Consider the following 8522-nt stretch of genomic DNA (forward strand, 5'->3'; position numbering starts at 1 on the left):
ATTAATGTTTAAAATGTCTTACTCCCGTAAACACCATCGCGATTCCATATTCGTCTGCCTTTTTGATTGAATCCTCATCACGAATCGAGCCGCCAGGTTGAATAATCGCGGTAATTCCTGCTTTGGACGCCGCTTCAACGGTATCGTCCATCGGGAAAAAGGCATCAGAAGCAAGTGCGGCACCCTCAGCTTTAGCTCCCGCTTGTTTCAAGGCAATTTCCGCGGCCCCGACTCTGTTCATCTGACCGGCGCCAATTCCAATCGTCATATCCTCATTTGTTACAACGATGGCATTTGATTTCACATGCTTCACGACCTTCCAGCCCAACTTTAAGGCTTCCCATTCAGCATCCGTTGGCTGTCTCTTTGTTGCAACTGAGACCTTAGCATCTTCAAGCGTGTACCGGTCCTGCTCTTGAACCAGCAAGCCGCCTTCAATCGTCGTCATTTTCAGTTCAGGTTTTTTCGCATCATCAAATGGAATCGTTAACAGGCGGAGATTCTTTTTCGCTGTTAAAATGGCTAATGCCTCTTCTGAGTAAGATGGGGCAATGATGATTTCTAAGAAAATTTCATGAAGTTTTCCGGCAGTTTCCGCGTCAACTTCACGGTTAAAAGCAATGATTCCGCCAAATATAGATACAGGATCGGCCGCAAAGGCCTTGGTGAACGCTTCATATCCCGTTTCCCCGGTACCGACACCGCACGGATTCATATGTTTCACGGCAACCGCCGCAGGTTCCGTGAATTCCTTGACAATTTGCAACGCTGCATCGGCATCATTAATATTATTGTAGGAAAGTTCTTTCCCATGAAGCTGCACTGCATTGGCAATGGAGAACGTGGAGCCAAGCGGCCTTTTATAAAAAGCTGCCTGTTGATGCGGATTTTCCCCGTAACGTAGTGTCTGCTTCCATTCATAGGTAACCGTTAATTTTTCTGGAGTTTCCTCCCCCGCTAAGTCAGTCATGTATTCCGCAATCAATGCATCATAGGCAGCCGTGTGGCGGAATACTTTCGCTGCGAGCTTTCTTCTTGTCTCAAGTTTCGTAGTACCATCAGCTTTCAATTCTGCAATAACCGTTTCATAATCACTTGGATCCACCACAACCGTCACATATTGATGGTTTTTCGCGGAGGCACGCAGCATGGTCGGGCCGCCGATATCTATATTTTCTATCGCATCCGCTACGGTGACCTCCGGCTTTTCGATCGTTTGCTGAAACGGATAGAGATTGACGCAAACAAGTTGGATTGCTTCAATCCCATGTTCCTCTAGCTGCTTTTGATGCTGCACATCATCCTGTTTCGCGAGTAAGCCGCCATGTATAAACGGATTTAACGTTTTAACACGACCTTCTAAAATTTCTGGAAAACCTGTAACATCACTTACTCCAAGTACAGGAATTCCTTGTTCATGAAGGGCCTTTTTCGTTCCCCCTGTAGAAATAAGCTCAAAGCCAAGGCTGACTAATTCTCTTGCAAATTCCGTAATTCCATTTTTATCTGAAACACTAATAAGCGCGCGTTTTTTTGTCATAAAAAACATCTCCTTGTATCAATAACATTTGCAGGATGGATGGATATAGCTTGTGTTCGATTCTCTGGATTTTCTGCTGCAGGCTTTCTCTTGTATCATTTTCCTCAAGTTGAACCCGCTCTTGGATAATAATTGGCCCTGTGTCCATTCCTTCATCGACAAAATGGACGGTGACTCCACTCCAGTTCGCTTTTGCCGCCAAAGCCTGACCGATTGCATCTTTACCGGGAAAAGCAGGAAGGAGTGAAGGATGGACGTTCACGATTCTCCCTTTATATTCTCCTAATAAAGTTGGGCCAATTAATCTCATATATCCGGCAAGCACGACAAATTCCACGCCATGACTCTTTAAATTCTCTAATATTTCCTTTTCATAACCCTCTTTGCTGCTATATACCTTTGGATTAAAAACAAAGCTTGGAATATTAGCATCGTTCGCACGTGCGATGGCATACGCTCCAGGTTTGTCACATACGAGAAGTGAAATGGCGGCATCAAGCTCCCCTGCTTGAACAACATCGATGATCGCTTGAAAATTGCTTCCGTTTCCTGAGGCAAACACAGCGACATTTTTCATAACCTGCCACCATGATTTATAAAGTGAACCCCTTCAGTTTCAGAAACCACGCCTATTTCATACGCGGTCTCACCACATTGTTTAAAATGTTCTAGCAGGTCCGCTTTGTTTTCCTGGTCAACTGCAATAACCATCCCAATTCCCATGTTAAAAATATTATACATCTCCTGGTACTCAATCTGTCCAACAGAAGATATCAGATTAAATATCGCTGGTATTTCCCAGCTCCGTTCTCTCAATTCCGCGCCAAGGCCATTAGGAAGCATGCGGGGGATATTTTCAATAAATCCACCGCCAGTGATATGCGCCAGCCCTTTAAGGTCAAATTTTTTCAATGCGGACAAAATCGGTTTTACATAAATCTTAGTAGGCTTCAGTAATTCTTCTCCTAATGTACACCCGAGTTCATCAACAAAATCTAGTAAGGGCCAGTTGTTGAAGACCTTCCGAACGAGAGAATAGCCATTGCTGTGGATTCCGCTTGAAGCTAAACCAATTAGAACATCTCCAGCCTTGATTGTTTCGCCTGTAATAACCTTCGATTTTTCACAAGCCCCAACCGTAAATCCAGCAAGATCATACTCGTTTTCACTGTATAGTCCAGGCATTTCCGCTGTTTCTCCGCCAATTAATGCACAGCCTGCCTGCTCGCAGCCGTCCGCAATACCCTTGACGATGGCTTCTATTTTTGAAGGTTCCGCTTTTCCGCAAGCAATATAATCAAGGAAGAACAACGGCTCTGCACCCTGGACCACAATATCATTGACACACATCGCCACTGCATCAATCCCAATCGTATCATGCTTATCCATCCAAAAGGCAATCATCAGTTTCGTGCCAACCCCATCGGTGCCTGACACCAAAACAGGTTCTTTTAAGTTCAGTGCAGACAGATCAAACATGCCGCCAAATCCGCCCAAGCTGCCAAGCACGCCGGTCCTGGCTGTTTTTTGGACATGCTTTTGCATGCGTTCCACTGCTTCATAGCCTGCTTCGATATTAACGCCTGCTTGTTTATACGCATTAGACAAGTTTGTCACCCCTTTTGATAATAATATTGAAGTGTATCTGGATAAATTTCCGTTGGGTAATTTCCTGTAAAACATCCAAGACAGTAGCCGCTCGTTCCGTCCCCATCTTTTTTACCAATCGCTTCGACCATTCCTTCCACGCTTAAAAACGTTAACGTGTCAGCACCAATGAGCTGCCTCATATCCTCAATCGATTTATCAGAGGCAATCAATTCTTCCTTTGTCGATGTATCAATTCCATAAAAGCAGGGATTTTTAATCGGCGGAGAACTAATCACAACGTGAACCTCCGTTGCTCCAGCCTCTTTTAGCATCGTCACAATTCTTCTGCTAGTCGTTCCCCGTACAATCGAGTCGTCAACCATAACCACACGTTTTCCTTCGACAACCCCTCGTACTGGTGAAAGCTTCATTTTTACCCCTTGTTCCCGTAACGACTGCGAGGGCTGGATAAAGGTTCGGCCGACATAGCGGTTTTTTATTAATCCCATTTCATAAGGGATTCCTGTTGCTTCCGCATAGCCAATCGCCGCGGAAATGCTTGAATCCGGGACACCTGTGACTACATCCGCTTCGAACGGTGCTTCTACTGCCAATCTTTTCCCAAGGTTTTTGCGGGCCGTATGAACGTTGATTCCCTGAATATTACTATCAGGTCTTGAAAAATAAATATATTCCATGGTACAAATGGCTTTCGTTGTATTAACCGCGAATTGCTCAGATGTAATCCCATCATCGTTGATAATTAATAGCTCGCCCGGGCGGATATCACGAATATACTCTGCTCCAACCACATCAAAGGCGCATGTTTCCGATGCCACCACATAGGCATCCCCAAGGCATCCAAGTGATAGGGGTCTAAGACCATGCGGGTCAAGAGCGACCATTAATTCGTTTTCTGTCATAATGAGGTACGCATAGGCTCCTTTTAACATCGGGAGGGCATTCCTGGCCCGATCTTTCGAATCCGCAAAGCCGCTTCTTTTCATTAAATGTGCCAAAACCTCGGTATCAGAGCTTGTTTGAAAAATACTACCCTGGGCTTCGAGCTGATGTTTTAATGCATTGACATTCACTAGATTGCCATTATGGGCAAGGGCAAGACTGCCGCTTTGGGAATGGAACAAGAGAGGCTGAACGTTTTCATAACCGCCGCCCCCTGCTGTTGCATAACGAACGTGACCAATCGCCGCATTGCCGTTTAATTGCTTCATCGCATCGGCCGTAAAAATCTCAGATACTAGTCCTTCGCCCTTTACTCCTTTAAGCTTAGTTCCATCGGAGACAACGATGCCGGTCCCTTCCTGGCCGCGGTGCTGCAGGCTATGCAGCCCGTAATAGGTGAGCTGCGCCGCATCCTCATGCCCCCAAACACCAAAGATGCCGCACTCTTCATTTAATCCTTTTAATTCAGCAAGCATGGGATCGCCCCTTTCCAGGCATCTTTCAATTGTTGAACAGAAGCTTCAAGTACTGGTCCATTTTCATTTAAAACTCGCATTTCAGCAGAATCATTGACTTCGCCGATTAGAGTGGCGTCTACTAAACTTTCAAACTCCGCTTGGTTTTCTTTTTTAACCGATAAAAGGAATCGGGATTGGGTTTCACTAAATAAGGCAGAAACGGTATTACCTGTAATTTTCACTTCCGCGCCCAGTTTTTCTGCAGAAAAAAGACTTTCCGCCAGACCTACAGCCAAGCCGCCTTCTGAAAGGTCATGCGCAGATTGTACAAATCCCGCACGAATAGCTGCTAGAACTTGACCTTGTCTTTCTTTTTCAATTTGTACGTTTAATTCAGGTGCTTTTCCGAAAACGCGTCCGTTCAATAGCTTTTGCAGTTCACTGCCGCCAAACTCAGCCTTTGTATCCCCGACTAAATAGATGAGATCACCGTTCTTTTTAAAATACTGGGTGGTAATATGATCAATATCTGTGACTAATCCAACCATCCCAACTACTGGTGTTGGATAGATGGCTGTCCCGCTTGTTTCATTGTATAATGAGACGTTACCGCCAATCACTGGCGTCCCAAGCACCCGGCAGGCCTCACTCATGCCATCCGCAGCTTTTTCAATCTGCCAAAATACCTCTGGCTTTTCCGGGTTGCCGAAATTGAGGTTGTCTGTAATCGCTAATGGTTCCGCACCAGAACAAACAATATTACGTGCTGCTTCCGCAACCGCGATTTTCCCGCCCATTTCTGGATCAAGAAAAACATAGCGTGAATTACAATCTGTTGTCATTGCCAGTGCTTTACGGGTGCCGCGAATTCGAACCACCGCTGCATCCGAACCCGGTGAAACGACTGTACTTGTCCGCACCATGTAGTCGTATTGCTCGTAAACCCATTCTTTACTTGCAACGGTCGGTTGACGTAAGATGCTTAAAAGCGTTTCTTTCATATCTTCAACCTGCGGAATTTCATTCTCCATTGCTTGGAACTCGGCAAAATAGCTAGGTTCTGCAGATGGTTTATGGTAAACCGGTGCATCTTCGGCTAAGGCATCAACCGGAACGTCTGCGACAACTTCCCCTTGATGAATAAGGCGAAGCTTTTTATCGTTGGTAACCGTCCCTATTCCGACTGCTTCCAAACCATATTTTTCAAAAAGCTCAACGATTTCTTGTTCTCTTCCTTTTTTTACAACGATCAGCATTCGTTCTTGGGATTCAGACAGCATCATTTCATAGGCAGACATGCCGGTTTCGCGCTGGGGCACAAGGTCTAAATTCATCTCAATACCCATTCCCGCTTTACTCGCCATTTCAGCAGATGAGCTTACCAATCCGGCCGCACCCATGTCCTGAATACCAACAAGTGCATCAAAATGAATTAATTCTAGACAAGCTTCAAGTAGTAATTTTTCCATAAATGGATCGCCTACTTGAACCGCGGGACGATCTTCATTCGATTGTTCGGTTAATTCTTCGGAAGCAAATGTGGCACCATGAATACCGTCACGGCCTGTTTTAGCCCCGACATACATGACGGTATTACCTTCCCCATGTGCCTGCCCTTTTTTAATGTCCTTATGGTCAATTAATCCAACACACATCGCATTAACGAGCGGGTTCCCTTCATAGCAAGGATCGAATTGGATTTCGCCGCCAACCGTTGGAATGCCAATACAGTTTCCATAACCAGCGATTCCTGCGATGACTTCTTTAAATAGGTAGCGTACGCGAGCGGAGTCTAATTCGCCAAAGCGAAGCGAGTTCAACATGGCGATGGGTCTTGCCCCCATGGAAAAAACATCGCGGATAATCCCGCCCACACCTGTTGCCGCTCCTTGATAGGGTTCAATAGCTGATGGGTGATTATGACTTTCGATTTTAAAAACAACCGCCTGCTCATCCCCGATGTCAACAATTCCCGCACCTTCCCCAGGTCCTTGAAGAACTCGTTCACCTGTGATCGGGAATTTTCTAAGAATCGGCTTGGAATTTTTGTAGCTGCAATGTTCGGACCACATAACGGAAAACAGCCCTGTTTCGGTATAATTCGGTGTCCGTCCAAGAATGTTTTCAACCATTGCAAATTCCGCATCGGACAAACCCATTTGCTGATAAATTTTTTCTGCTTTGATCTGATTAGGATTTGGTTCAAGCGTTGACAACATGTGCGTCCCTCCAAGTCTTTACAATCGATTGAAACAATTTCAGTCCATCGGCACCGCCTAAAAGCTCATCTACCGCTCTTTCCGGGTGAGGCATCATCCCTAGAACGTTCCCCTTCTCGTTCACAATTCCAGCGATATCGGCGAGACTTCCGTTCGGGTTCTGCCCATAGGTAAATACGATTTGGTTAGTAGCTTTTAGCTTTGCGAGTGTTTCCTCATCGCAATAGTAATTTCCTTCTCCGTGAGCAACAGGAATCATGATGGTTTCCCCTTCTGTGAGTGCGCTTGAAAACATCGTCTGATTGTTTTCGACCTTTAGTTCGACCGGTTTGCAAATAAATGAGAGACTTTCATTCCGCCTCATAGCTCCCGGTAACAATCCCGCTTCGAGAAGGATTTGGAATCCATTACAAATGCCAAGAACAGGCTTGCCTGCTTCCGCCGCTTTCACCACTTCTTTCATGACGTTGCTAAAACGAGCGATGGCCCCGGAACGCAAGTAATCTCCATATGAAAAACCGCCTGGCAGGAGGATTGCATCGTACTCTTCTAAACTTTCAGCATCATGCCACACGTATTCAACCTGCTCGCCAAGTTCATCCTTGATAGCATGGTACATATCCACATCACAGTTCGATCCTGGAAAGACGATGACCGCAAACTTCACAGCACCACACACTCCTCTACTTCATAACGGTAATCTTCAATGACCGGGTTGGCCAAGAGATTGGTGCAAATCTCGTTTACTACTTCGTTAATTTCACGATCTGATTTTTCAATGGTCAGTTCCATATATTTACCGATACGTACATCTGAGACTTCACGATAGTTCAAAGAATGCAAGGAATTTGTTACAGCTTTTCCTTGAGGGTCCAATACACTTTCTCTTAATGTTACAAACACTTTTACCTTATACATGCTGACGACCTCCCAATCTCGCTAAAATATTTTCATAGGCATCTGTTAAACTTCCTAAATCACGGCGGAATACATCCTTATCGAGCTTTTCATTCGTCTGTTGGTCCCAAAGTCGGCATGTGTCAGGGGATATTTCGTCTGCAAGCAGGATTAGACCCTCTTGGTCTTTACCAAACTCGAGCTTGAAATCGATGAGACGAATGCCGAGCCCCTCAAAAAAGCTTGATAAAACTGTATTGATTTGGAGTGCCTTTTCTCGTAAAATGGCTGCCTCCTCTGCTGTTGCTGCTTTTAGTTCAAGGATGTGGTCAATGGTGATGAGTGGGTCGCCCAGGTCATCATTTTTTAGGTAAAATTCTACGAGCGGCGTTGATAGCTTGCTGCCTTCTTCGATTCCTAATCTTGTTGAAAGGCTGCCTGCGGCGACATTGCGAACGACTACTTCAAGCGGAATAATGGTTACCTTTTTTACTAGCTGTTCTGTTTCAGAGACTTTTTGGATAAAGTGTGATTCGATTCCCTTTTCTTTAAGCTTTAAAAATAACAAACTGGTAATCTCGTTATTTAAACGGCCTTTGCCTGTGATATCCGCCTTCTTTTGTCCGTTAAAAGCGGTGGCAGAATCTTTGTATTCGACTAAAACAACGTTCTCTTCTTCAGTTTTGTAAATTCGCTTTGCTTTTCCTTCATAAAGTAGTTCTTTCATTGTGGACCACTCCTTATTTTGCAATATTAGGAATTTTCATAATAGAGAAAGGGCAAAAAATCATTTAATGCACCCCATTTTCGGTCAATGAAACCCTTCTCCATTGACCGCGGAAACCCCTTTTTACC

8 protein-coding genes are annotated in these 8522 nt (G+C 45.0%); all 8 read right to left on the reverse strand.

Features of this window, described 5'->3' with window-relative positions:
• Nucleotide 1: 1 nt before the first annotated feature.
• The 8 genes from purH to purC are packed head-to-tail and all read right to left on the reverse strand — an operon-like array spanning nucleotide 2 to nucleotide 8394.
• Nucleotides 2-1540 carry a bifunctional phosphoribosylaminoimidazolecarboxamide formyltransferase/IMP cyclohydrolase gene (gene purH, locus BSO02S_RS19670; RefSeq protein WP_066071495.1) on the reverse strand — a complete coding sequence of 513 codons (1539 nt, stop codon included), beginning with the start codon at nucleotides 1538-1540 and terminating at the stop codon, nucleotides 2-4.
• Nucleotides 1515-2117 carry a phosphoribosylglycinamide formyltransferase gene (gene purN, locus BSO02S_RS19675; protein ID WP_066071498.1) on the reverse strand — a complete coding sequence of 201 codons (603 nt, stop codon included), beginning with the start codon at nucleotides 2115-2117 and terminating at the stop codon, nucleotides 1515-1517. The genes purH and purN overlap by 26 nt, the downstream gene beginning before the upstream one ends.
• Complete coding sequence (purM, locus tag BSO02S_RS19680) at nucleotides 2114-3148, reverse strand: phosphoribosylformylglycinamidine cyclo-ligase (protein ID WP_066071501.1); 1035 nt, start codon at nucleotides 3146-3148, stop codon at nucleotides 2114-2116. The genes purN and purM overlap by 4 nt, the downstream gene beginning before the upstream one ends.
• 5 nt (nucleotides 3149-3153) lie before the next feature.
• Nucleotides 3154-4569: an amidophosphoribosyltransferase gene (gene purF / locus BSO02S_RS19685; protein WP_066071504.1), complete on the reverse strand. Its 1416-nt coding sequence runs from the start codon at nucleotides 4567-4569 to the stop codon at nucleotides 3154-3156.
• On the reverse strand, nucleotides 4554-6770 hold the full coding sequence (purL, locus tag BSO02S_RS19690) for a phosphoribosylformylglycinamidine synthase subunit PurL (RefSeq protein ID WP_066071508.1): 2217 nt from the start codon (nucleotides 6768-6770) through the stop codon (nucleotides 4554-4556). Before purL ends, purF begins: the two co-directional genes overlap by 16 nt.
• Nucleotides 6754-7437: a phosphoribosylformylglycinamidine synthase subunit PurQ gene (gene purQ, locus BSO02S_RS19695; protein WP_066071511.1), complete on the reverse strand. Its 684-nt coding sequence runs from the start codon at nucleotides 7435-7437 to the stop codon at nucleotides 6754-6756. Before purQ ends, purL begins: the two co-directional genes overlap by 17 nt.
• Complete coding sequence (gene purS, locus BSO02S_RS19700; protein WP_066071513.1) at nucleotides 7434-7688, reverse strand: phosphoribosylformylglycinamidine synthase subunit PurS; 255 nt, start codon at nucleotides 7686-7688, stop codon at nucleotides 7434-7436. The genes purQ and purS overlap by 4 nt, the downstream gene beginning before the upstream one ends.
• Nucleotides 7681-8394: a phosphoribosylaminoimidazolesuccinocarboxamide synthase gene (gene purC, locus BSO02S_RS19705; protein WP_066071515.1), complete on the reverse strand. Its 714-nt coding sequence runs from the start codon at nucleotides 8392-8394 to the stop codon at nucleotides 7681-7683. Before purC ends, purS begins: the two co-directional genes overlap by 8 nt.
• Between the last annotated feature and the right edge of the window lie 128 nt (nucleotides 8395-8522).

The sequence above is a fragment of the Neobacillus soli NBRC 102451 genome (assembly GCF_001591665.1).
GTDB lineage: Bacteria > Bacillota > Bacilli > Bacillales > Cytobacillaceae > Neobacillus > Neobacillus soli.